This is a genomic window from Nocardia sp. NPDC052316 (genome assembly GCF_044547795.1).
Lineage (GTDB): Bacteria > Actinomycetota > Actinomycetes > Mycobacteriales > Mycobacteriaceae > Nocardia.
Genome location: NZ_JBIUBB010000005.1, coordinates 582,092 through 607,659 on the forward strand (window position 1 = coordinate 582,092; position 25,568 = coordinate 607,659).

Sequence of the window (25,568 nt, forward strand, 5' to 3'; positions counted from 1 at the left end):
CTTCTCTGTAACATGACTCTGGTTTGAGTACATCTAGCCGATAGCGGTCACCGCGCAGACCGCCCAATAACTGCAGGCTGACTCGAGCACTTGGAGCCACCCGCGGGCGAAAGCGAGTCGGGGCCTCACAGGTAACAACGGCGTTGTCGCCGTCTTGCTGCGTGTGCCTCGGAGGAGAAGAAGGAATGGAAGAGACTTTCGACGACTACCTGGACGAGACCGGGAACATCCGAATTCCCGAGGATCACACCCTGGTCGATCACGTCGAGAAGCACACCCGGAACGACGCGAACACCCTGGCGTACCGCTACATCGATTACTCGCGTGAGCGTGATGGCGAGGCGCAGGAACTGACGTGGCGTGAGTTCGGCATTCGGCTGCGCGCGGTGGCCGCTCGACTGCAGCAGGTGACCAACCCGGGCGACCGGGTCGCGATCCTGGCGCCGCAGGGCTTGGATTACGTGATCTCCTTCTTCGCCGCGATCTACGCGGGCACCATCTCGGTGCCCCTGTTCGACCCGGACGAGCCTGGTCACACCGACCGCCTGCACGCCGTACTCGGCGACTGCGAACCCGCCGCGATCCTGACCGCCAGCTCCTCGGCGGCCGGCGTGCGGCAGTTCTTCCGGTCGCTGCCCGCCGCGCAGCGCCCGCGCATCATCGCGGTCGACGCGATCCCGGACAGTGTCGGCGAGGGCTGGGTGCGCCCCGACATCGCCATCGACGACATCGCCTACCTGCAGTACACCTCGGGCTCGACCAGGACCCCGGCCGGTGTGGAGATCACCCACCGCGCGGTCGGCACCAACCTGCTGCAGATGGTCGACGCGATCAACCTGGACTGGAACTCGCGCGGCGTCACCTGGCTGCCGCTGTTCCACGACATGGGCCTGCTGACGGTGATCCTGCCCGCGGTCGGCGGCAAATACATCACCATCATGTCGCCGAGCGCGTTCGTGCGCCGCCCGTACCGCTGGATCAAGGAACTCGCCGCGCAGTCCGACGGCGCCGGAACCTTCGCCGCCGCACCGAATTTCGCGTTCGAGCACGCCGCGGCACGCGGCCTGCCGAAGAACGGCGAGTCGCTGGACCTGTCCAACGTGATCGGCCTGATCAACGGCAGCGAGCCGGTGACCACCTCCTCGATGAAGAAGTTCAACGAGGCGTTCGCGCCCTACGGCCTACCCAAGACCGCGATCAAGCCCTGCTACGGCATGGCCGAGGCGACGCTGTTCGTGTCCGCCACCAAGGCCGAGGACGAGGCGAAGGTCACCTACGTCGACCGCCACGAGCTCAACGCAGGCCGCATGGTCAAGGTCGAGCCGGGCTCGGAGAACGCCATCGCGCAGGTCTCCTGCGGTTACGTCGCGCTGTCGCAGTGGGCCGTGATCGTCGACCCGGAGACCGTCGAGGCCGACGGCGGGCACGAGCAGCCCGACGGCCGGGTCGGTGAGATCTGGCTGCACGGCAACAACATGGGCATCGGCTACTGGGGCAGGCCCGACGAGACCGCCGCGACCTTCCAGAACAAGGTTTCGCACCGGCTACCCGAGGGCAGCCACGCCGAAGGCACCGACCGCGACGCCAACTGGATGCGCACCGGCGACTACGGCGTGTACCTCGACGGCGAGCTGTACATCACCGGGCGGGTGAAGGACCTGGTGATCGTCGACGGCCGCAACCACTACCCGCAGGACCTCGAGTTCTCCGCGCAGGAAGCCTCCAAGGCGCTACGCCCCGGCTTCGTCGCCGCGTTCTCGGTGCCCGCGAACCAGCTACCCGCGCTCGTCTTCGACCAGGGCAGCCACTCCGGACTCAAGTTCGACGCCGACGACGCCTCCGAGCAGCTGGTCATCGTGGCCGAACGCGGCCCTGGCGCGGGCAAGGCCGATCCACTCCCCATCGCCGACGAGGTGCGCGCCGCGGTGGCGTCGCGCCACGGGGTGACCGTTCGAGACGTACTGCTGGTTCCCGCGGGCTCCATCCCGCGCACCTCCAGCGGCAAGATCGCCCGGCGGGCCTGCAAGGCCGCCTACCTCGAGGGAACGCTGCGGGGTGGTTACACCCAGCAGGCGTTCCCCGATGCACCGGAAGAGTAATTGCCCAGGGGTGGCCTCGGACAGCCGACATTCGCGGTGCGCCCGGTACGCAGACAGGTAGCTTGAGGAATTGATGGCTGACAACGAGGGCACGTCCACCACGACGACCGCATCCCTGCCCGCCGACGCGGACGCCGACCAGGCATCCGCGCAGGTGGAAGCTGCCGCCACCGAGGCGTCCGGCGCGCAGACCGATATGACGGTCTCGGAGCTGCGGGACTGGCTGCGCAACTGGGTTGCTGAGGCGACTGGATTGCCGCTCGAACAGATCACCGTCGACCGGCCGATGGAGGAGTTCGGGCTCGCCTCGCGCGACGCAATCGCGCTCGTCGGTGACATCGAGGAAATGACCGGCGTGGTGCTCACCGCGACCGCCTATTTCCAGCACCCGACGATCGCCTCCTTGGCCGAGATGGTCATCAACGGTGAACCGGAAAGCGCGCAAGACGTTTCCGACGACTCCTTCTACACGGCGGGCTACCAGCCGAACGATGCGCACGACATCGCGATCGTCGGCCTGTCTACCCGGCTGCCCGGCGCGGGCGATACGCCGGAGTCGACCTGGGAATTCCTGATCAACCGTGGTGACGGCATCCGGGAGCGGCCGGAGGGCAGATGGGCGGAGTTCCTGCAGGAACCCGCGATCGCCAAGGCCGTCGCCGAGGGCAACACGCTGGGCGGCTACCTGGACGAGGACGTGGTCAAGGGCTTCGACGCCGAGTTCTTCGCCATGTCGCCGATCGAGGTCGAGCGGGTCGATCCGCAGCAGCGCCTGATGATGGAACTGACCTGGGAAGCGTTGGAGCACGCCAGGATTCCGGCCAGCGAGCTCAAGGGCGAAGCGGTCGGCATGTTCGTCGGCTCGTCCACCAGTGACTTCATGCTGATCGCCGCGCTCGGCCTCGGCGCGGAGATGGATCCGAATGTGCCCGCCTCCGCGCAGGCCTACGGCATCATGGGCAGCTCCAACGGCATCATCGCCAACCGGATCTCCTACTTCTTCGATTTCCGTGGCCCGTCCGTCACGGTCGATACCGCCTGCTCGTCGACCTTGGTCGCCGTGCACCAGGCAGTGCGCGCGCTGCGCGACGGCGACGCCGACGTGGCGCTGGCCGGTGGCGTGAACATGCTCCTCGCGCCGGTGACCACCCTCGGCTTCGATCAGAACGGCGGCGTGGCCAAGAACGGCCGGATCAAAGCGTTCTCCTCCGATGCCGACGGCATGGTGCGCTCCGAGGGCGCCGGCCTCGTAGTGCTCAAGCGGCTCGCCGATGCCGAGCGCGACGGTGACCGAATCATGGCCGTGATCAAGGGTTCCGCGGTCAACAACGACGGGCGGTCCAACGGGCTGCTCGCACCGAATCCCGATGCGCAGGCCGACGTGTTGCGGCGGGCATACCGCGACGCGGGGATCGTGCCGTCCACCGTCGACTACATCGAGGCGCACGGCACCGGTACCCCGATCGGCGACCCGATCGAGGCCGACGCGCTCGGCCGTGTGATCGGTCGCGGCCGCGACGCCGACAAGCCCGCGTTGCTCGGTTCGGCGAAGACCAACTTCGGCCACCTGGAGTCCGGGGCGGGCGCGGCCAGCCTGGCCAAGGTCGTCATGGCTTTCCAGCACAACGTCATTCCGCCCAACATCAACTACGCGGGCCCGCATCCGTACATTCCGTGGGACCAAGCGCACCTGCAGGTGGTCGCCGAGCCGACGGAATTCCCGCGCTACAGCGGCACGGCTACCGTCGGTATCTCCGGCTTCGGCTTCGGCGGTACCAACGCGCACATCGTTGTGCAGGAATATGTTCCGGCCTCGGCCGAGGTGACGGCGAGCCCAGAGCCCACGGCCACCGACGTCGCGGCCGCAGCGGTCGACGCCGGTGCCGCGGCGCTCGAGACCGACTTGGCCGACGAGACAACCGAGGTGATCGCGGAAGCGGACGCGGTCGTCGCGGAGGCGGGCGACGCCGAAACTGACGCGAACGTCGAGCAGGCAGCGAACGTGGCATCGGTCGCGGAGGCGCCAGCCGTTGCCCCCGTTGCCGAATGGACCGCCGAGCGCACCGAGCCGCTGCCGGTGATCCTGCCGGTCTCCGGTTACCTGCCCTCCCGCCGCCGCCGGGCCGCTGCGGAACTGGCCGACTGGCTGGAATCCGAAGCTGGTCGCGATGTTTCGCTCGAGGACGTCGCAAGGTCGCTGGCCAAGCGCAGCCACTGGCGCTCGCGCGGCGTGGTGCTCGCCACCTCGCACGAGGAGGCCGTTGCCGGTCTGCGCGCCATCGCGGCGGGTAAGCCGGGCGCCGGCGTCTTCACTTCCGACGCGCCAGCGGCCATGGGCCCGGTTTGGGTGCTCTCCGGTTTCGGTGCGCAGCACCGCAAGATGGCCAAGCGGCTCTACCTGGAGAACTCGATCTTCGCCGCGGCCGTCGACCAGGTCGACGAACTGGTGCAGGACGAGGCCGGGTACTCCATCCGCGACATGTTCCTGGACGACAGCCAGGACTACAACGTCGGCACCTCGCAGGTCGGTATCTTCACCATCCAGATCGGCCTGGCCGCGCTGTTGCGCGCGCACGGTGCCCAGCCCGAGGCCGTCATCGGCCACTCGATGGGCGAGGTCGCCGAGGCCTACATCGCCGGTGGTCTCCCGCTCGAAGACGCGGTCCGCGTGATCTGCGCGCGCTCGCGGCTGATGCACGAGGGCGAGCAGATGATCACCGACGACGACGTGCGCAATATGGCACTCGTCGAATACAGCGCCGAGGACATCGAGAAACTGCTCACCGAATACCCGGACGTCGAGGTCGGGGTGTACGCGGCACCGACCAACACGGTGATCGGCGGTCCGCGCGAGCAGGTCGAGGCGATCGTGGCGCGGGTCGAGGCGGAGGGCAAGTTCGCCCGGATCCTGCAGACTCGCGGTGCGGGCCACACGTCGCAGATGGACCCGTTGCTCGGCGAGCTGGCCGCGGAACTGGCGGGCATCGAACCGACCGTGCTGAAGACCGGCCTGTACTCGACCGTGCACAAAGGCGAGTTCTACCGCGCGGGTACCGATCCGGTGCACAACGAGGACTACTGGGTCAAGAACATGCGCGGCAGCGTGTACTTCACCAACGCGGTGCGGCTCGCGGTCGACACCGGCCACACCACGTTCCTGGAGCTGGCGCCGAATTCCGTTGCGCTGATGCAGGTGCTCGGCACCACCTTCGCGGCGGGCGCGCACGACGCACAGCTCATCCCGACACTGAAGCGCAAGGAAGACGAGGCGGCCGGCGTGATCGGTGCCCTCGCGCAGCTGTACGTGCACGGGCACAAGGTCGATCTTCCGTCCCTGCTCAGCCCGGGTGACTACGCCGATATTCCGCGTACCAAGTTCGTGCGCAAGCAGTACTGGCCGAAGATCTCCATGGCCGGTGGTGGCGGCAACGGCCGGGTGCCGGGCGCACACGTGGCGATGCCGGACGGCAGGCACGCGTGGGAGGTCCAGGCGTCCTCGGTCACCGATCTCGCCGCGCTGGTGAATGCCGCTGCGGCACAGGTACTCAGCGACGTGTCGCTGGGCGCTTCGGTCGCGCATGCCACCGTTCCGGTCACCGGCACGCTGACCACCACGCTGACTCCGCACCCCGGCGGCGCCTCGGTGCAGGTGCATGCCAAGGAGGGCAACGCCTTCCGGTTGCTGTTCGACTCGGTGGTCACCTCGGGTGCGCCGCTACCCGAATCCGTTGTGGCCGAGGCTGTTCCGGCGACCGTTACCGCACCGGCGAGCGATGCCGATCTCGAGGTCGTCGAAACCTTCGGTGAGCGCTGGGATCCGGACGGCACCCAGTCGCTGGAAGATCGCCTCGCGCTGATCGTCGCCGAGTCGATGGGTTACGCGGTGGAGGATCTCCCGATGGAGATCCCGCTGATGGAGCTCGGTCTCGACTCGCTGATGGCCATGCGCATCAAGAACCGCGTCGAATACGAATTCGACATCCCGCAGCTGCAGATCCAGGCCGTGCGCGACGCCAACCTGACCGAGGTCGGCAAGGTGCTGCGCTACGCCATCGACCATCGCGAAGAGATGCTCGCGGTGGCCGAGCGGCAGGCCGCCGGCGAAGAGATCGTGGTCGACAGCAACTTCATCGCGGCCGCCCGCGCGGCCGTCGAAGCGGGTGCCGACCCGGCCGCCGCGGTCACCGAAGCGGCGGCCGCCGAAGGTGTTTCGCTGGACGTCGAGACCACGTCGGTGCAGGCCGAGGCCGAGCAGATCGTCGCGGAGGCCGAGACGGCCGCAGGCATCACCGGTGCCGCCGCCGGTACCGCGGCACCCGCACCGGCGTCGCCGGAGCAGGCCGCCGCGGCGGATGCGAAGGAAGCGGCGAACGAGCGGGCGCTCGACGCTCAGGACACCACCGCGGTGGGTGCCGCCGAATCGGTTGTCGCGCAGGCAGCGCAGGCCCCGGTCACCTTCGGTGTGCAGCCCTCGGCCAGCGATGACGACGATGTTCCGCCGCGTGACGCCGCGGAACGGTTGACTTACGCAACCTGGGCGATCGTCACCGGCAAGTCGGCGGGCGGCATCTTCAACACCCTGCCCATCCTCGAGGAGGAGGTCGCCGAGAAGCTGGCGGAACGCCTCACCGAGCGGATCAAGGCCGAGGTCACCATCGATGATGTGCTCGACTGCGAAACCATCGAACAGCTCGCTGACATCGTGCGTAATCTGCAGGACAGCGGTGCCGACGTGGACGGGTTCATCCGGCCGCTGCGGGCCCGCGAAGAGGGCTCGAATGCCGTGCCGGTCTTCGTGTTCCACCCGTCGGGCGGTAACACGCTGGTCTACGAACCGCTGCTGAAGCGGCTGCCGGCTGGCACGCCCATGTACGGCTTCGAGCGCGTCGAAGGCGACATCCTGCAGCGGTCGCAGCAGTACGTCGCCGAGCTGCGCAAGATCCAGGGCAACGGCCCGTACGTGCTCTACGGCTGGTCCCTCGGTGCGGTGTTCGCGCTGCAGGTGGCGCAGCTGCTGCGCGACGAAGGCGCTGACGTGCGTGTTGTCGGTTTGATCGACCTGGCGTTGCCGGTCGAGGACGAGGACAACAGCCCCGAGGAGCGGGTGCGCCGAATCGAGCGCTACCAGGTCTTCGCGAAGAAGACCTACGGTGTCGAGGGCGAGCTGGATCGTGAGCAGCTGGAGACGCTGGCCGCGGCCTCCGATGAAGAGCAGTTCAAGATGATCAGTGATCTGGTCAAGATGAGCGGCACCAAGATTCCCGGCGGCGTGCTCGAACATCAGCGCACCTCGTGGATCGAGAGCAGGCACCTGGCCAAGACCACGCCGACCCGCTACGACGGCGATGTCGTGCTTTACCTCGCGGATCGCTATCAGGACGGCATGATCGAGCTGGAACCGCGTTTCGCCGATCGCCGCCCCAATGGTGGTTGGGACGAATACCTTCCGAACCTGGAAGTCATCCACATCCCGGGTGACCACCTGCAGATCGTCGACGAACCACGGATCGGAAAGATCGGAGCCGACCTCACCGCGAAGCTTGCGGTGATCGCCCCGTAGCGGGTGCGCCTTACGAAAGGGACGAAGTGAGCACTACTGCCGAGAAGCTCGCCGACCTGCGTAAACGAATGGATTTAGCGCAGGAACCGGCGGGTGAAGCGGGGGTGGCGAAGCGGGCGAAGAAGGGGATTCCCAGCGCCCGTGAACGGATCAACATGCTGCTCGATCCGGGCACCTTCGTGGAAATCGGTGCGCTGGTGCGCAAGCCGGGTGACCCCACCGCGCTCTACGGTGACGGTGTGGTCACCGGGCACGGTCTCGTCGACGGTCGGCCCGTGGCGGTGTTCTCGCACGACCAGACCGTCTACGGCGGTTCGGTCGGCGAGATGTTCGGCCGCAAGGTCGCCGGGATCATGGAGTACGCGGCCAAGGTCGGTTGCCCGGTGGTCGGCATCAACGATTCCGGCGGCGCACGCGTGCAGGAGGCGGTGACCTCGCTCGCCTGGTATGCCGAGCTGGGTCGCAGGCAGGAGCCGCTGTCCGGTCTGGTGCCGCAGATCTCGATGATTCTCGGCAAGTGCGCGGGTGGCGCGGTGTATGCCCCGATCAACACCGATGTGGTGGTGGCGACCGAAGAGGCGTACATGTTCGTCACCGGCCCCAAGGTGATCCGTGAGGTCACCGGTGAGGATGTCAGCCTCGAGGAGCTCGGTGGCGCGCAGAGCCAGGCCGAGTACGGCAACATCCATCATGTCGCGCCGGACGAGAAGGCGGCGTTCGAGTGGGTGCGCGACTATCTGAGCTTCCTGCCGACCAGCTGTCAGGAGCTGGCGCCGATCGTGAACCCCGGCCTGGAGCCGGAGCTCACCGACAGCGACCGGGAACTGAATTCCCTTGTGCCGGACTCGGATAACGCCGCCTACGACATGCACGACATCCTGCTGCGAATCTTCGACGACGGTGGTTTCCACGAGATCGGCGCCACCGCCGGTCGCAATATGATCACCGGCTTCGCCAGGGTCGACGGCCGTCCGGTCGGTGTCGTGGCGAATCAGCCGATGGTCTACGCGGGCGCGCTGGACGCGCGGGCCTCGGACAAGGCGGCGCATTTCGTGCGGCTGTGCGATGCGTTCGAGATTCCGCTGGTCTTCATCGTCGACACGCCGGGCTTCCTGCCCGGGGTGGAGCAGGAGAAGATCGGTGTGATCAAGCGCGGCGGCCGGTTCCTGTTCTCCTTCGTGGAGGCGACCGTGCCGAAAGTTACTGTGGTGATTCGCAAGTCGTACGGCGGCGGCTACGCGGTGATGGGCTCCAAGCAGCTCGGCGCCGACGTGAACCTGGCCTGGCCGACCGCGCGCATCGCGGTGATGGGCGCGGAGAGCGCGGTGAGCCTGATCGGCGGTAAGCAGATCGAGGCGGCGCCGGAGGAGCAGCGGGCGGCCATGCGCCAGCAGATGATCGACTTCTACAACGCCACCATGGCGACGCCGTGGGTGGCCGCCGAGCGCGGCTACATCGACGCGGTCATCGAGCCCGCGAGCACCCGGTTGGAGCTGCGTAAAGCCTTGCAGCTGCTGCGCGACAAGTCGCTCGCGCGCAATCCGCGCAAGCACCACCTGTTGCCGCTGTGACGCCGGAATCGGGCCGCAACCGTTGTGCCGCGGCCCGATTCACCGAGGTCGGTTACCTCAGCCGAGGCTGGCGGATTCGATGACGACGTCGTCGATCGGCACATCCTGGTGCCCGCCCGCGCTGCCGGTGGCGACGCCGGCGATCTTGTCGACCACCTCGGTGCCCTCGATCACCTTGCCGAACACCGTGTAGCCCCAGCCCGACGGCGTCGGCGCCGAGTGGTTGAGGAACGCGTTGTCGGAGACGTTCACGAAGAACTGCGCGGTCGCCGAGTGCGGGTCGTTGGTCCGCGCCATCGCGACGGTGTACTTGTCGTTCTTCAGGCCGTTGTCGGCCTCGTTCTGGATCGGCGCCTGCACGCCCTTCTGCCGCAGGCCGCGCTCGAAGCCGCCGCCCTGAATCATGAAGCCGGGAATGACACGGTGGAAGATGGTGCCGTTGTAGTGGCCCGCGTTCACGTAATCCACGAAGTTCTGCACCGTGTTCGGCGCCTTCTGGTCGTCAAGTTCCAGGACGATCGGTCCGTAATTCGTCGAGAGATTCACCTTGGTCATACCCACACCTTGCCAGCTCGCCATCGCACGCCTTTTCCCGGTCTTGGGATGTGCCGCGACTTACCTCGACGGACCGCACCGCCGGGAACTGCAGCAGTACCGGGGGTGCCAGGTGAGTCGCACACATTCTTGCGTGATCAGCTGTGACATATGTCCAGGTCGGCAGGCTCAAAGTTCATTTCGCATTTCAATCGATCAAGAAACAGACAACTGATCTCGTGCCGAACATGGGTAACTCGTCGGGCACGCCCACAACGTGATTCGGCGCTTATCCGCCGGACGCCTACGAAACTTACCGCGTACCTAAGTCTGGCCTAAAGACTCGGAGAGGCGGACCAGCCGGGCCTGAAGACGCGGGAGGGCTGGGGAGCTAGCATTGCCAATCGTGCCCGACGCCGCTACTGCTGTCCTGACGAAACCGCCTGCCGTGCCAGCGGCCTCTACGGCCGATTTCCGCACCGCGCGAATAATCGCGCTGGTCGCCGGATTGCTCGGCGCGCTGTTCGCCTTGGCCACCCCGTTCCTGCCGGTCACCCAGACCACCGCGGAACTGAACTGGCCGCAGGGCGCGACGCTCGGCAATGTGCAGGCCCCCTTGATGTCTCAGGTCCCGATCGACCTGCGCGCCACCATTCCGTGTAGCGCGGTCGCGCAGCTGCCGGAGCGGGGCGGCATGTTGCTGGCCACCGCGCCGCCGCAGGGCCACAAGGCCGCGTTGGAGGCCATGTTCATTCGAGTGTCGGACACCTCGGTGGACGTGATCGACCGCAACGCCGTCGTTGTGTCGGCGCCGCGCGCGGACATGGAGCGGTGCTCGGCGCTGGAGTTCAGCTCCGATCACAAGCGCACGCATGCCGAGTTCACCGGTCTGACCACCACGGTCACCAAGCCGGTCGAGGGCGCGGCGCCCGGGACCGAGCAGCAGGTCGAGGTGCCGGTCGAGGGCGTGCTGAACGGCGACCTGCGGCCGCAGGTGGTCGGCGTCTTCTCCGAGCTGAAGGGCGCGGCGCCCGCCGGACTCGACTTCCACATGACCGTGGACACCCGGTTCACCACCAGCCCGACCGTGATCAAGCTGATCGCGATGATCGCGGCGGTGCTGTGCACCCTGGTAGCGCTCGCCGCGCTGGCTCGGCTCGACGGCAGCGACGGGCGCGGGCACCGCCGGTTCCTGCCGTCCAACTGGCTGAAGCCGACCTGGGCGGACGGCGCGGTGGTCGGCACGCTGCTGGTGTGGCATTTCGTGGGCGCCAACACCTCCGACGACGGCTACATCCTGAGCATGGTGCGGGTCGCGCCGAACGCGGGCTACATGGCCAACTACTTCCGCTGGTACGGCGTGCCGGAGGCGCCGTTCGGCTGGTACTACTACGTGATCCAGGTCTTCTCGGAGATCTCCACCGCCAGCCCGTGGGTGCGCTTGCCCGCGTTGGCCTGCGCCATCCTCTGCTGGATGGTGATCAGCCGGGAGGTGGTGCCGCGGCTCGGGCGCGGGGTGCGCAACAGCAAGGTCGCGCTGTGGACCGGCGGTCTGGTGTTCCTCGCGTTCTGGATGCCGTTCGACAACGGCCTGCGCTCGGAGCCGATCGTCGCGCTCGGCGCGCTGCTGACCTGGGTGTCGATCGAGCGGGCCATCGCGACCGGCCGGCTGTTGCCCGCCGGTGTCGCGGTCTTGGTCGCGGCGTTCACCCTCGCGGCCGCGCCGACCGGATTGATGTGTGTGGCGGCGTTGCTCGCCGGTATTCGCCCGCTGGTGCGGATCGTGGTGCGCAGGCGCAGGCAGTTCGGCTCGGCCGGGTCCAAGTGGTGGTCGACGCTGCCGCTGCTCGCACCGATCGCCGCGGCCGGGTTGCTGGTGCTGATCGTGGTGTACAGCGATCAGACCTTCTCCGCTATCCAGGAGGCCAACCGGGTGCGTCAGGTGACCGGGCCGAACCTGGCCTGGTACGAGGACTACCTGCGCTACTACTACCTGTTCGTGGAGACCGTCGACGGCTCGCTGGCCCGCCGGTTCGCGTTCCTGGTGATGCTGCTGTGCCTGTTCACCACCATGCTGGTGTTGTTGCGGCGCAGGCAGGTTCCCGGCATCGCGAGCGGGCCGACTTGGCGGTTGATGGGTGTCGTCTTCGGCACCGTCTTCTTCATGATGTTCAACCCGACCAAGTGGACGCACCACTTCGGCGCGTACGCGGGTATCGCCGGTTCGCTGGCCGCGGTGACCGCGGTCGCCGTCTCGGCGTCGGCGTTGCGCGCGCGCAAGAATCGCGCGATCTTCCTGGCGGGCCTGTTGTTCGTGCTCGCGCTCGCGTTCTCCGGCATCAACGGCTACTGGTATGTGTCCAGCTTCGGGGTGCCGTGGTTCGACAAGCGGATCTCGCTGCACGGCTACCAGTCGAACACGCTGATGCTCGGTTTGTTCGGTCTCGCGCTGGCGCTGGTCGCCTGGCACTCGCTGCGTGAGGGTTATGCCAAGCCGGAGGCCTCACCGAAGTCGGCGCGCGGCAAGCGTATTCGCAAGTTCGCCGCGATTCCGCTGACCGTTGTCGCCGCACTGATGGTGTTGCTAGAGGCGATGTCGCTGGTCAAGGGCGCGGTCGCGCAGTACCCGGCGTACTCGCTGGCCCGCTCGAACTTCGACGCGCTGCGCGGCAGCAGCTGCGGTCTCGCCAATGACGTCCTGGTGGAATCGGATCCGAACGGTGGTGCGCTGCAGCCGATCACCGATCCGGCGAACCCGCTCACCGATCCGAACGATCCGCTGGCCGGCGTCGACGCGGTCGGCTTCGATCCGAACGGGGTGCCCAACGATCTGTCCGCCGACAGCGTGGAGGTGAAGCCGGGTACCGGCAACACCTCGAAGCAGTCCGTCGGCGCCGCGTTCGCCGACGGGCAGAGCGCGGGCACCGGCGGTGGACAGGGGGCGCGCGGTGTCAACGGCAGCACCGTGGCGCTGCCGTTCGGGCTCGACCCGGCCACCACGCCGGTCCTGGGCAGCTACCAGGACAATGTGCAGCAGCCCGCGCATCTCACGTCGAGCTGGTACGGGCTCGCCCCGCGCTCGGCGGACAGCCCGCTCGTGGTGATCTCCGCGGCCGGTCGCATTCTGTCGGTCGACGACACCGGTGACACCGAGTACGGCCAGTCGCTCACCGTCGACTACGGCAAGCGGCTGCCGGATGGCAGCGTCGCCAAGCTCGGCACCTACCTGCCGCGCGATATCGGCCCGGCCCCGTCCTGGCGTAACCTGCGCGTCCCGCTCGCCGAGATCGCGCCGGAGGCCGACGCGGTGCGGATCGTGGCCAACGACCCGATCCTGATCGGCGACCAGTGGCTGGCGTTCACGCCGCCGCGGATGCCGAAGTTGCAGTCGCTCAACACCTTCATCGGCCCCGATCAGCCGGTGCTCGAGGACTGGGCCGTCGGTCTCCAGTTCCCCTGCCAGCGTCCGCTCTACCACAAGAACGGCGTCGCGGAGGTCCCCGGCTACCGCATCCTCCCTGATCGCCCGCTGGCGACCACCTCCACCAACACCTGGCAAGCCCAGGAGTTCGGCGGGCTCCTCGGCTTCTCCCAAATGCTCGCGAACTCCGTCACCGTCCCCACCTATCTCAAGGACGACTGGGCCCGCGACTGGGGCTCCCTGGAGCGCTACGACCAGTACGACCGCAATGCCACCCCCGCCCGCCTGGAAACCGGCACCGCCACCCGCTCCGGCCTCTGGTCCCCAGGCAACCTCCGGGTGTTCTAGACCGACCCCGACAACACCGCAGGCCCGTCGAACCGGCACCCCAGCCGGCCTCGACGGGCCTGTGATCGTTGGTGACAGAGACCGGGCGTTGTAACAGCCGACTCCGAGGTCTAGAACGTCATCTGCGCGTTGCCAGACTCAGCACTCGACGGCTGGATGACAGGTTTGAGACTGTGTCTCAGCTTGGTCAGCGTGCTTCCGGCGCGACCAAAAAATTGAACCCGCCCCAGAAGGGACGGGCGGTATGGAACAAGAATGCCCGGTTCGGTGGCGTAGCGGCCCGGGTCGGCGACTTTGTCGCAGTTGGTCAGTGCGCAGTCGACCTGGGAGACAAAACCTAGGGGGTTGCGACTCTGATTATGTTGCGCGGCAACGGCATACCGTGGATTGTGCGGTATGGATCGCTTCGCGCCGGTGCAGTGGCCGTGGGGTTGCTCAGACCTTGGTCATACGCAGACCGAGTTCGCGGCGGAGGACTTCCTGGGCGGGGAGGCGGTCCAGTACGCGCAGCACTGCGGGGCGCAGTTCGCGCTGTTCTTCGGCGGTGAGGAGACCAACGAGATCGCGCAGATCCATGTGGTCGAAGGTCGACGTCATACTGCACAGATTACGGATTTCTGTGGGTTTCGTCCTGCGATCGTGCGGCGAAATAGGCTTCCAACCGGTCTGTTTACGACATTTTTGCGCCAGCGCAACACCGAACCGGCTGGTTCGGTGTCGCGCGGCGGCCGACCTAGCGGACCCGGATCGGATCGTCGGTGGCCAGACCGGTGCGGGTTTCGACGGTGACGCCGATCCGAGCCGGTTCGGCCTTCGGGTCGTAGGGGGTGAACTTCTCCAGCGAACCCCAGTCGCGCGACCAGTCGTGATCGAGGTAGCTGGGGATGGTTTCCGACTTCAGCAGCAGCCCGGTCCAGCCGAGTGGCCCGCCGCCGATGTCGTCCTGCCAGGCGTTGGACGCGTCGGAGCCGACCCGGTCGGGCAGGATGCGCCAGTTCGGCACCTCGGCGACGCCGTCGTGATGGTCGAACGGCCGCTGGCACGGGAAGGCGAGTCCGACGTGCCAGTCGAGCAGCACCGGATCATGCGAGCCGACAACAGAATTCAGCGGGGCCAGCTTGGGCAGCCGGGGCGGGGTGACGGCCAGCCACTGCTTCTGCGTGATGTCGTTGTCGATCGCGACGAGCCGCACCGCGTTCGCCTCGACCGGCAGCTGGTCCAACGGCACCCGCAGGTTGCGCCAGGACGGCGCGGGCCCGATGTCGATCGGGTCGACCGTGCCGAGCTTGCGCACCGAGCCGTCCGCCTCGCGCACGCCGTATTCGAGATGCAGCTCCTGACCGTAGGTCACCACACCGTCGGCGTCGACATGCCTGATCCGGCCCGCCGCGGTGATCGCGAGCACCTGGTAGGCGGGGTCGTGGCGCATACTGTCGGCCAGATCGAGGCGATACCACTGGGAGGTCAGCGCGGCCTGCTGCTGCTCGCCCTCCTGGTAGCTGCCCATGATCGGCGTGGTCGCCGGGTCGAGGCCGAACGGCAAGGCGACCGTGCTGCCGTTGATGCCGGTCTGCGTGGTGGTGCCGCCTCCGGTGCCCGCGCCGGTGGTCTTGGTGGTCTTGTTCTCGGCGTCGGAGTTCACCGAGTTCGCGCCGCCCGCCACGGTTTCGTCCGCGTCGGCGGTCAGGTCGCTCGCGACACCGTTGGGCGTGAATCCCTTTGTTTCAGCCGCTAATCCGTCGGCGGGCGAGCCCGAGTAGGGGAGCAGAAGCGAGTTGGCGGTGTCCGTCTCCACCAGCACCTCGTTGGCCAGCGCGCACGGATCACCCGTCAATGACTGGAGATTCGACTTTGCCACCGAGTACGCGGGGTACTGCGCGACCGCCGCCTTGGCCAGCGACATCACCTCGAACAACACCAGAACCGCCGCGGCGATGGTCAGCGGTGCGGTCGCGAATCGATCGAATCGTTTGGGCGCCGTGCGAGCCCGGCGGTACGGCTCTCGATAGTGCAGCCAGACGGCGACCACCAGCGCCACCCCGCTGAGCCCCAGGAACAGCGTGGAGAAGCCCTTGCCCGCGAACAGCGGCGCCTTGTCCCACCACGGCACCCCGTAGCTGGACACATACCACCAGCCGTTGGACCCGGTGAAGGTGATCGCGAGCAGGAAGAGCACCGCCGCCGCGAACAGCGCCCGGTTGCGCGGCAAGCGAATTCCCTCGCTGCCCACCGCGACTGCCGCGAGCGCGGCCAGCGATCCGGCCAAGCCTGCGTACACACCGAAGTGGTGCGTCCACTTGGTCGGCGTGAACATCATCAGGACCAGCGACGCGAACACGATGCCGAGAATCCGCACCGACGGTCCGCGCGAGGTGCCGGGGATGCGACCCTTGCGCAGCACCTGGAGCACGCAGACGAGCAGGCACAGCAGCATGACCAGCACGCCGAACCGCCGCGCCAGCGACCCGTCCGGGGAGAGCATCAGCAGCGAATCCCATCGCGTGCGTTCGTCGAACCAGGCCACGTTCGGCCCGACGATGGTGCGCACCCGGGTGGCTTCCAGCACGGTGGAGAGGGTCTGATCGGCGAAAACCACCACCAGCACGAGGGTTCCGGCGGAAAGGCCGGGTGCGAGCAGTGCCAGATAGCGGAAGAGCGTTGTCGCCCAGGAAGGTCGCGGGGACTCGTGTGCCCCTGACTTCGTGGTCGCACTGTTCGCCGCCTCGGTCCCCGTATCCGCGGGCGTAGTCGGCGAACCCGCAGGCTCGAGCCCCATTGCCCCCGTTGGGCTTTCGGCCACACCACCGCCGACCGCGGGCACCACCCCGCGCGCCCGCTTGATGATGATCTGCAACACCGGCCGCGATCCCGCGATCAACGCAGCGATGCAGATGAGCCCGGTGGGCCCGGCGGCCAGCGAGAACCCCGCGATCAACACCGCGACCGCCGCGGGCAGCAACCGCCCGGTGGCGATGGCCCGTTCGATCGAGCACCAGGTGAGCAGCGCACCCGCCGCGATCAGCGGTTCGGGCCGCAGCCCGTTGTCATAGGGCAGCCAGAACGCGAGGAACACCAGCCCGGCCGTCCACAGCGCGACCTTGTTCCGCCGCACCCGAGCACCCAGGCGCGGCAACACTTCCCGGCTGATCACCAGCCAGCAGACCACGCCGGCGAGCACGGCGGGCAGCCGCATCCACGGCGAGGCATCGGAGATCCGGGTCATCCAGGCGAGTACCTCGTAGGACCAGCCGAACGGCGCCTCGGGCACCGCGAACCAGCGGTAGTAGTTCGCCATGTACCCGGCGTGCCCGGAGGCCCGCGCCATGTTCAGGATGTAGCCGTCGTCGGAGGTGTTGGCGCCGATGAAGTGCCACAGGCCGAGCGTGCCGAGCACCACGCCGTCGGTCACGGTGAACCGCCACCAGTGCGCGGGCAGGAACCGGCGGGCCCGGCGCCGGTCGCTGGTGTCCAGCAGGTGCAGTGCGATCAGCGCGATGAGGGTGCACAGCACGGCCGCGACGATCGCCGCCAGCTTCAGCACCGTCGGCGACGAGGAGAACCGGGAGTCGATGTCGGCGTGCACCCTGGCATCGGCCAACCGATCGGCCGCCAGATCGGTGAACACCCCGACCACCTGCGGGCGGATGTCGCGAGTCACGGTGTTACGGAAGGGCGTTCCGTCCTGCCGGGACGCCCCGGTGATCTCCGTGGTCGTCGCGGTGGCGGTCGAGTCGACGGTGAGTGCGGTGCAGCCCGCCGCGGTGATCTCGGCGACCGGCGCGGACAGCAGCGGAACGTCGCGCAGCACCACCGACAGCGTGTCGTCGGTGACCGAGACGACCAGCCCCTTGCTGGCGGCCTGGCCCGAGGCGACCGGCACGGTGGACACCACCGTGCCCGTCCCCACCGCCTGGATGACCGAGCACGGCAGCGTCGCGGTCAGCCGCAGTGGCTGATACGACACCAGCGGCGCCTCGACGCTGCCGACCCCGGCCTGTGGCCAGTCCAGCGTGGCCTGGTCCTGCCGCACCGGCAACAGCGGTGTCAGCAGCGCCAGCACGAATCCCAGGAACCCGGAGACGAGGGCGATCAGGCGGTAACGGGTGAACGCTCGAGTTGATCGGTCCGGTCGCACGGGGGTTGATGCTAGCTACCCGATGGGCCGGACCCGGTGATCACCACTGTTACCGGCGCTCACCGCAGCGCGCGAACGTTCCAAATCCACACGTCGTCCACCCGGATCGGGCCGAAGCCGAGCAACCGCGTCACGGTGGCCGACAGCGTGTCGCCGTTCGCGGTTGCGGGCAGCACCAGCACGTCGGCCTGCCAGAAGTTCAGGTCGTTCTGCAGTTGCGCGCGTTCCTCGGCACCGATCGGCGGCACGATTCCGGTGTCTTGCGCCTGCACGAGCAGCGCGGTGGTCGGGCGCAGCTCCGGGCCGTAGATGCCTTTCTTCTGCGTCCCGGTCGGCCCGACGAAGTACCCGCCGGCCAGTGGGAAGTCGAACCCCGCGTCGGCCTGCCAGCGCAACGCCCGCGCGTCGGCGGGGCGCGGCGGCGGCACCATGACCACCGATCCGTCGCGGACGTACTCGCGCACCGCGCCGCCCGCGAAGAACTCCGGCGTCGGCGCGCGCTCGATCACCGGCAGCACCGTCGGCACCAGCGGCAGCAACACGCACGCGAGCGTGCCGAACCAGGCCAGCGGTCGCCAGTCGACCGGTGACTCGCGCCACGCCCGGACGGCCCGATCGCTCGCCAGTGCCAGGATCACCGCGATGGCGGGGATCGCCGCCATGGTGAGCCGGGACTCCAGCACCGTGTTGAGCAGCGGAACCTTTTCGGCCCAGCGCCAAGGCAATTCGACGCCGGTGCTGCGCTTGCCCAGCATGGCGACCGCACCGAGCGAGAGCACCCCGAACACCGCGATCACCGCGCCCGCGGCGCGCACCAGTCGATCCCGCCACAGCAGGGTGGCGGTGGCGGCGACGAGCAGCAGCAGCGGCCAGCCGAAGTAGGCGTTCTGCTCGGTCTCGTTGATCGCCACGTACTGGCCGGGCGAGAATATCCCGCCAAGCGACTCGGACGGGAACTGCACGATCGCCTTCAGGTCGTTGCCCATCGGCCCGTGATCGATCGATCGGTAACTCTGCGGCCCGAAGAACTGCCACCACAGCGGTATCGCGGTGAGCACCAGGGTGAGCGCCGCCGCGAGCAGCACCGTCGGCGTGACCCGGCGCAACGCGCGCAGCCCGAGCCGCGGTGTGTGCAGGTAGTACACGACCGCGAAGAGCCCGAACGCCAGCGCGAAGATCAGCAGCGGCTCCTCGCCCAGCGCGATCTGCATCGCGACGAGCAAACCGAGCACGACGGCATCCCGGATCCGCCCGCGCGCCCCCACCGCGTCGGCCCGCCGCGCCATCCGGATCAGGTGTCCCGCGATGACCGGAAGAAGCACCAGCACAACGAAATTGGGGTGGGCGTTGGCATGCGAGATCATCGCGGGCGCGAAGCCGCAGAACAGCCCGCCGAGGCTCGCCGCGAACTTGGATTCGACGAGTTCTCTGGAGAACAGCCAATACCAGCCGAGCGCGGTGGCGGCCAGGCCGAGGGTGAGCACGAGCACGAACGTCACCGTCGGCCCGAACATCAGGGTGATCGGCGTGAACGGCACCCCGACCCCGAACATGGCCGTGTTGGCCATCATGTTCACCCCGGCGGGGAAGTTCTGCAGGTTCGTGCCGAGCGGATTCTCCAGATTCGCCACCGAGTGCGCGGTGACCGCGAAGAACCACTCCCACATCGTCTGGTCCTGACCGCTCTTGATCAGGTACCCGCTCTGCGTATTGCGCCACTGCCCGGACAGGACCAAGGTGGCCAGCGCGAGGTAGCCGAGCCCGGCGAACAGGTCGAACCGGTTGACCCGGACACGGGGGAGTCTTCGCCTGCGAACCGGGGCCGACGGGCCCTTGGTGAGCACTCCGGTCGCGATGGATTCCCTGCTCGCGACCCCGACAACCGACCCGTCCAAACCGCCCGAATCGACCTGCTCTACCCGTACCACCTGCAAACTTCTCCTACTAGCTAGCTCTAACTCAGCCGCCCACGGTAACCGAACAGGCTGTGTTGTGCCTGGCAACGGGGGCTGACGGGCGCGCGGGACATCGCAGACGCGCAGGTGAGGACGCGCATCTGAGATGTTCCATGCGGAGCTGCGCTACCGGCGGAGAGTGACCAGCGCGAACGGCCCGATGTCGGTAGTCGTGAAGCGCGGGTCGGCGAAGAGCTCCTTGGGAAAACTGACGGTGTAGCGCTCGACATTGGGATCGTTCGGGTAGACGTCCTTGGCGAGGCGCAAGGTGTAGGCGTCATCGGCGCGCCGGAACAGGAAGGCGTCCGGGGCGCGCCACGGGCAGGCGGCCATGGCGTCCAGCAGCGCACCGGAGGACTTCAGCTTGCTCCAGCCCTCGATGGTCGCGGCCCGGCCCGCGAAGTCGGCGAGCGGGTTGGCGTAGTGCGAGGTGAGCGCCTGGAAGCCGTAGTACGGGTAGAAGGACAGGAAGCTGGTGTCGGCGGTGAGGACCACCGTGTCCGAGCGCGGGCGCCCGGTCTGCGCGGTGAGCGCCGCGTCCACCGCCCGGTAGTGCGCGACGGCCGAGGGCGGGCGTTGATCCGCGCGGACGCCGTCACCGTCGGTGTCGGTGTACGCGGTGGTGATCTCCGGCCCCAGAATGTGCGGGATCTGCTGGGTGAACGCCAGCGCGCCGACGACGGCGACGGCCACCGCCGCGAGCCGGAACCGGCTGGGCTCGCCGATGGCCTGATAGATGGCCCGCGCGCCCTCGACGAAGCCGAAGGCGCCCGCCGCCGCGAGCAGGACCAGCAGGACCGGCTCCAGTCGGAACGACAGCAGGGTGGTGCCCGCCGCGGTAGCCGTCATCGACAGCAGCGTCCACAGGTAGATCGCGACCACGCCGATGCCGAGCGCCTGCGCCCGTCGCGACGACGCCGCCCGCACCACCAGCCAGATCAACCCGACCAGGCACAGCGCGCCACGCAACGAGAACTCCGCCATCGGGAACGCCAGCTCGGCACCGCCCTCCGGCAGGTAGTGGAACGCCGAACCGGATCTCGTCGGTACCCCGTCCAATGCCTTCAACAGGATTGGCAGCCACACGATCAGCGCGACTACCGCGGCGATCGCGGCGATCACCACCAGCCGCACCAGCGGCGGGACGGCGGCCCGCCACGCCGGCCGCGCCACGCTCTCGGCGGTGCGCGCCCGCCGAGGATGACCGGCGAGCCGCTGTTCGCGCCCCGCGAGCCAGGCGGACGCCAGACCCATCAGGCCGACGGCGAAGGCCGCGACGGCGAAGTAGAGGGTGTAGAAGCTCGCCGCCACGCCGAGGAAGAGTCCGGTGCCGACCACCGCGCCCCAACCGCCTGCGGTGCCGCGTCCGGCGGTCGCTTCGGCCGGCCGGTGCAGCGCGCCCCACGCGAGGACGAGCGCGGGCGGCAGCAGGATGACGATCACCGAGCTGTACGCCTCCGGCGCGGCGTATGCCACCGCGAGCGCGGTGACCGCCGCCGTGACCGCGATCGCCCAGTCCGCGCGAATCAGCTTGGACCACAGCACGAGCGAGACCACCGCCGCCACCGCGATCGACCCGATCGCATACGGCTTGAACGCCTCCCAGCCGTCCATGCCGAGCACGTTCGCGACCCGTCCGCCGATCCAGAACCAGCCTGCCGGATAGAACGGCGGCAGATCCGCGTAGGTCATGTCGTGCAGTGCGGCCGAGTCGGTGAGGCGGGTCAGGTATTCGGTACGGAACTCCTGATCCACCGAGACACCGAACAGATACAGCTTGGTCGCCGCCAACGGCATGCCGAGGGTGCAGGTGACAAACGTCGAAATGCCAACCCAAGAAAGCACTTTCGCGACCCACGGCCGCGTGAACCAGTTGCCACGGTCCCCGTGTCGAACCAGCGCGATGGCCGCGACCACGAAAACCGCGGCGACGACCTGCCCCACGGTCGTCAATGCCCGAGTCACATTGGAGGAGTTGAACGCGGGCCACTGCACCATCGAAAACGCCACGAGCCCCACCGTGGTCACCGCGATGGCGACCAACGTTGCCATCAGCGCCTCGCCAACACCGGACCCGATGTGCCTGAGCAGCAACGCACCTCGCCCACGCACGGGAGCGGGTGCCTCGCCCCGCTCGGCGACCGTGGCCGTCATCGGCCAACTCCGGCGGCCTGGACGTGCGCCGGGCACGCCGTGCCGGTGCGGCATTCTCGGACTACTCGCATGGCATCTCCGGGTTCACTCGGGCTGAGCATTCGCGTCGGCGCCGCACGGTCTCGGATCGAGAGCGTGCGGGGGATCGGCGATCATGCTGCCAGGTCCGGCTGCGGATGCGGCGACATGTGCCGGTCGTGGCGAAACGAAAACCGCACCTCGCCGACCCGCTTACCAGGTGCGGGGTCGGATCGAGGTGCGGCAGGCAGCAAAAACTCAGATGGGCAGCTTGCGGAAGATCGGGCGCGGGATGTGGCGCAAGATCATCATCACGTAGCGGAATGCGCCGGGTGCCCAGATCAGGTCCTTGCCCCGCTGGGAAGCCGAAACCGCAAGCGCCGCAACGTCTTCCTTGTCGACGGTGAGCGGAGCCTCCTTGACGCCGGCCGAGGCCCAGGCGTCGATGGTGGTCTTGGTGCGCACCTGACCGGGCCGGATGACCAGCACGCGCGGGCCGAACGGCCGCAGCGCCTCGCCGAGGCCGAGGTAGAACCCGTCCAGGCCGGCCTTGGTCGAGCCGTAGACGAAGTTCGAGCGGCGCACCCGCTCACCGGCCGCCGAGGACATGGCGATGATCCGGCCGTAGCCCTGCGCCTTCATCTTCTCGCCGATCAGCACGCCGACCGACACCGCGGCGGTGTAGTTGATTCCGGCGATCTGCACGGCCTTGCGCTGGTCCTGCCACAGCTCCTCGGCATTGCCGAGCAGCCCGAACGCGACGATGGCGACATCGACGTCGCCGCCGTCCCACGCCGCGTCGATCACCTTCGGGTGGCTGTCGGTGTCGAGGGCGTCGAAGTCGATGACGTCGACCTGGCTCGCACCCGCCGCCTTCATCTGCGCGACCGCTTCCTCGCGCAGCGGATCGTTGGGCAGCGCCGCGAGCACGATGCGCGCGGGGCCCTTCTTCAGGTATTCCGCGCAGATCGCCAGGCCGATTTCGGAGGTCCCGCCGAGCAGCAGGATGGCCTGCGGGTTTCCTACGGCATTGATCACTGCAGCTCCAGCCTTCTCGCCATATCGGACATGAAAACGCCTGTGGGATCGACGGTTCGGCGGATCTTGATCCACTCGTCGATCCGCGGGTACATCTGGTGGAACGTCTCCGCGGTGGTCCGCGAGTCCTTCGCGGTGTACAGCCTGCCGCCGAACTCGAGCACCCGCCGGTCCAGCTCGCTGACCAGCTCGTTCAAACCCGGTTTGATCGGGAAGTCGACGCAGATGTTCCAGCCCGGCATCGGGAAGCTCAGCGGCGCCGGGTTGCTCGCGCCGAACAGCTTGAACACGTTGAGCGCCGAGTAGTGCCCGGACCCCTGGATATCGATGATGATCCGCTTGAACTCCTCGACCGCCTCGGTCGGCACCACGAACTGGTACTGCAGGAATCCGTTGGAACCGTAGCCACGGTTCCACTCCGCGATCATGTCCAGCGGGTGATAGAACTGCGTCAGGTTCTGCACCTTGCCGGTGTAGTTGCCGCCCATGGCGTAGTACGCCTCGCCGATGGACCGCAGCGTGAGCTTGTTCATGGTCCAGTTCGGGAAGATGTCGGGCACGGTCATCAGCTGCGGCGCATCGAATTTCAGCGGCTTCTTGCGCAGACGCTTGGGCAGCTCGTCGACCTTGGCCAGCCTGCCGCGGGTGATGGTGGCCCGGCCGAGCTTCGGCAGCGGGCTGATCACGTCGAACCACGCGCTCGAATACGTGTAGTTCGCCTCGCTGCCGTCGCTGTGTGCCGCGATGGTCTCGTCGAGCGTGGTGGTCTTCACACCATCGTTGAGGAAGTACGCCGACTCCGTCGGCGTCATCTCGATGGTCGCGCGCAGGATGATGCCGGTCAGCCCGTTGCCGCCGACGGTCGCCCAGAACAGCTTGGCGTTGCGCTTCGGGGTGATGTGCTGCACCTGCCCATCGGCGGTCAGCAGATCGATCGAGCGCACGTGGTTGCCGAAGCTGCCCTCGCTGTGATGGTTCTTACCGTGGATGTCGGAGGCGATCGCGCCGCCGATCGTCACCTGGCGGGTGCCAGGCAGCACCGGGACCCAGAGCCCGAACGGCAGTGCCGCCTTCATGAGCTGGTCCAGGCTGACGCCGCCGTCCACGTCGACGATCCGCGTATCGCGGTCGATCCGGTGGATGTGGTTCAGCGCCGTCATATCGACGACCAGCCCGCCCGCGTTCTGCGCGTGGTCGCCGTAGGAGCGCCCGAGCCCGCGCGCGATGACGCCGCGGCGCAGGTGCGGTGGCTTGGAGTCGTTGTCCTCGGCGACCATGGCGACGGCCTTGGCGATCAGTTCGGGATCGCTGGTCGAGAGCACTTCGGAAGAGGTTGGTGCGGTGCGACCCCACCCGGTCAACGTGCGGGTGTGCGTCGGCAATGCGAACGCGTTCCCGGCGTCGGCCCCATCGTTTGTGACGGTGGTGCCGCTCTCGTTACCGGTTGTCGTGGTGGCGGTCGGAGCTTTCGTGGACATCGGGATAGAGGCTACAGGTATGACCGGACATCCGGTCGAGGTCTCTTACTCCGGAGTAGTGATCTACATATCGTTTTGGTGACCGCTACGCTCGTCGCGTGCATGCCGAACCCCACCTGCCGCTCCCGGCCGAGCTGCCGCTGGTCGACGAGCCGGGCGGTACCGACGTCGACCTGAAGACCCAGATCGTCCGGTTCACGCTGACCGGCGGTCTGTCGGCGGTCGTCGACTTCGGGCTGTACAGCCTGCTGTTCAACGTGCTCGGGCTGCCGCGCGAGGCCGCGAAGTCGCTCAGCTTCATCGCGGGCACCACCACGGCGTACCTGATCAACCGCCGGTGGACCTTCCAGGCGGCGCCGAGCCGAGCCCGGTTCGTCGCCGTGGTGATCCTCTACGCGGTCACCTTCGCCGTCCAGGTGGGTATCAACGCGGTGCTCTACGAAGCCCTGCCCGACGCCGTCTGGCGCCAGCTGCTCGCCTTCGTCGTCGCCCAGGGCACCGCCACCGTCATCAACTTCGTCGTCCAGCGCCTGGTGATCTTCAAGATCCACTAGGCCTGCTCGATCAGCGGGTGACCAGCGCGGCCACCTCGACCCGGTCGCCGCTCTGTGCTTTGGCACCGAAGTAGTCGCCGCCCTTGGCGCGGACGTTGTCGGTGCCCCAGTCGCGGCGTTCGCGGTCGGCGGGGACGAGGTGTGGAATGTGCTTGCGGCAGTGGATGTAGGCCTCTTCGACGTCGACCACCACCCAGCGTTCGGCGGTGCGGCCCTTGGGGTTCTCGGGCAGGCCGGACACCGCGTTGCGCAAGGTGGCGTCCGAGATGATGCGGGCCGATCCGTTGATGTGCAGGCCGATCAGATCGCGCACGAAATCGATTAGCAGGATGCCTACGTGCGGGTTTTCCAGGATGTTGCCCAGGCTGGCGTGCACGCCGTTGCCGCGGTATTCGGGGTACGCAATCGTGCGTTCGTCGATGACGTGCAGAAAGCCGGGTTCGCCCGCCCGGAAGGTCGAGTCGCACTCGCCGTGCTTGTCCGAGGTGGCGATGAAGGCCATGTCCATCCGGGCGATGAACTCGATCATCGTGGGATTGAGCTGCTCGAGCACCTGGTCGTGGTAGAAACGCGCCGCTCTGTCCTGTGTGCCGTACCGCTCCTGTAGCTCGTGCTCGCCGTCACTGCCGCACTGCGTACTGGGCATTCTCGTCACCCTCTGGTAGCCGGAATCCGGATCCTGCGAGGGTTCGGCGTTGAGCCC

General features: G+C 67.8%; 13 protein-coding genes. 5 read left to right on the forward strand and 8 right to left on the reverse strand.

Annotated elements, in window-relative coordinates; translation table 11 throughout:
* The first annotated feature begins 185 nt into the window (after positions 1-185).
* From fadD32 to ACIHA7_RS26260, 3 genes are all read left to right on the forward strand, one after another.
* Positions 186-2,099, forward strand: coding sequence for a long-chain-fatty-acid--AMP ligase FadD32 (gene fadD32, locus ACIHA7_RS26250; RefSeq protein ID WP_135234272.1), 1,914 nt, complete (start codon positions 186-188; stop codon positions 2,097-2,099).
* Between the two features lie 73 nt (positions 2,100-2,172).
* Entirely contained in the window at positions 2,173-7,659 is a 5,487-nt protein-coding gene (pks13, locus tag ACIHA7_RS26255) for a polyketide synthase Pks13 (protein ID WP_397293589.1), read from the forward strand.
* A gap of 68 nt (positions 7,660-7,727) precedes the next feature.
* Positions 7,728-9,230, forward strand: coding sequence for an acyl-CoA carboxylase subunit beta (locus tag ACIHA7_RS26260; RefSeq protein WP_397293862.1), 1,503 nt, complete (start codon positions 7,728-7,730; stop codon positions 9,228-9,230).
* A gap of 57 nt (positions 9,231-9,287) precedes the next feature.
* On the opposite strand, the gene ACIHA7_RS26265 is transcribed toward ACIHA7_RS26260, so the two are convergent.
* The gene (locus ACIHA7_RS26265) at positions 9,288-9,785 is read right to left on the reverse strand and encodes a peptidylprolyl isomerase (protein WP_397293590.1); all 498 of its coding nucleotides are present in this window, start codon (positions 9,783-9,785) and stop codon (positions 9,288-9,290) included.
* A gap of 385 nt (positions 9,786-10,170) precedes the next feature.
* Here ACIHA7_RS26265 and ACIHA7_RS26270 point away from each other — a divergent pair, with 385 nt between their 5' ends.
* Positions 10,171-13,533 carry an arabinosyltransferase domain-containing protein gene (locus ACIHA7_RS26270; protein WP_397293591.1) on the forward strand — a complete coding sequence of 1,121 codons (3,363 nt, stop codon included), beginning with the start codon at positions 10,171-10,173 and terminating at the stop codon, positions 13,531-13,533.
* Between the two features lie 435 nt (positions 13,534-13,968).
* Here ACIHA7_RS26270 and ACIHA7_RS26275 read toward each other — a convergent pair whose 3' ends face one another.
* The 6 genes from ACIHA7_RS26275 to ACIHA7_RS26300 all read right to left on the reverse strand — a co-directional run bounded on the left by ACIHA7_RS26275 (position 13,969) and on the right by ACIHA7_RS26300 (position 24,311).
* The gene (locus ACIHA7_RS26275; RefSeq protein WP_167768902.1) at positions 13,969-14,130 is read right to left on the reverse strand and encodes a hypothetical protein; all 162 of its coding nucleotides are present in this window, start codon (positions 14,128-14,130) and stop codon (positions 13,969-13,971) included.
* A 136-nt stretch (positions 14,131-14,266) separates the two neighbouring features.
* Positions 14,267-17,668, reverse strand: a complete 3,402-nt coding sequence (locus tag ACIHA7_RS26280) for an arabinosyltransferase domain-containing protein (RefSeq protein ID WP_397293592.1) — start codon at positions 17,666-17,668, stop codon at positions 14,267-14,269.
* Between the two features lie 59 nt (positions 17,669-17,727).
* Positions 17,728-19,596 carry a glycosyl transferase gene (locus ACIHA7_RS26285; RefSeq protein ID WP_397293593.1) on the reverse strand — a complete coding sequence of 623 codons (1,869 nt, stop codon included), beginning with the start codon at positions 19,594-19,596 and terminating at the stop codon, positions 17,728-17,730.
* Positions 19,597-19,749: 153 nt separating this feature from the next.
* Complete coding sequence (locus tag ACIHA7_RS26290; RefSeq protein ID WP_397293863.1) at positions 19,750-21,675, reverse strand: arabinofuranosyltransferase; 1,926 nt, start codon at positions 21,673-21,675, stop codon at positions 19,750-19,752.
* Positions 21,676-22,053: 378 nt separating this feature from the next.
* Positions 22,054-22,833: a decaprenylphospho-beta-D-erythro-pentofuranosid-2-ulose 2-reductase gene (locus ACIHA7_RS26295; RefSeq protein WP_397293594.1), complete on the reverse strand. Its 780-nt coding sequence runs from the start codon at positions 22,831-22,833 to the stop codon at positions 22,054-22,056.
* Positions 22,830-24,311 (reverse strand): FAD-binding protein, encoded by a 1,482-nt coding sequence (locus ACIHA7_RS26300; RefSeq protein ID WP_397293595.1) that lies wholly within the window; start codon positions 24,309-24,311, stop codon positions 22,830-22,832. Before ACIHA7_RS26300 ends, ACIHA7_RS26295 begins: the two co-directional genes overlap by 4 nt.
* A gap of 98 nt (positions 24,312-24,409) precedes the next feature.
* Here ACIHA7_RS26300 and ACIHA7_RS26305 point away from each other — a divergent pair, with 98 nt between their 5' ends.
* Positions 24,410-24,865, forward strand: coding sequence for a GtrA family protein (locus ACIHA7_RS26305; protein ID WP_147135459.1), 456 nt, complete (start codon positions 24,410-24,412; stop codon positions 24,863-24,865).
* 10 nt (positions 24,866-24,875) lie between these two features.
* Here ACIHA7_RS26305 and ACIHA7_RS26310 read toward each other — a convergent pair whose 3' ends face one another.
* Entirely contained in the window at positions 24,876-25,511 is a 636-nt protein-coding gene (locus ACIHA7_RS26310; protein WP_397293596.1) for a pyridoxamine 5'-phosphate oxidase family protein, read from the reverse strand.
* Positions 25,512-25,568: the final 57 nt, after the last annotated feature.